Genomic DNA, 246 nt, shown 5'->3' with positions numbered 1-246 from the left:
CCTCGTGGTCTGGCCCGTCGAGTCGTTCGCCGTGAAGCCGCGCTGCATCGTCAAGGGTGGTCTCATCAACTGGGGAGTCATGGGCGAGCCGAACGCCTCGCTGCCCACGCCGCAACCCGTCATGTATCGCCCGATGTTCGGATCGTTCGGCAAGGCGCAGCAGTCGACGCGGGTGACCTTCATGTCCCAGGCCGGGATCGACAAGGGGGTCCCGGAGCAGCTGGGACTCCAGAGCCAGGTGCTGCC

The 246-nt window shown here is 66.7% G+C and carries 1 pseudogene; it reads left to right on the top strand.

The features are described 5' to 3' along the window. Window positions 1-246, top strand: a pseudogene (gene ureC, locus AC1ECF_RS17775) (urease subunit alpha); the annotation flags it as partial.

This window comes from Psychrobacillus sp. Z3-81 (assembly GCF_056620325.1).
The sequence above is the reverse complement of the archived record's forward strand: the minus strand, read 5'-3'. Positions and strand labels throughout refer to the sequence as shown.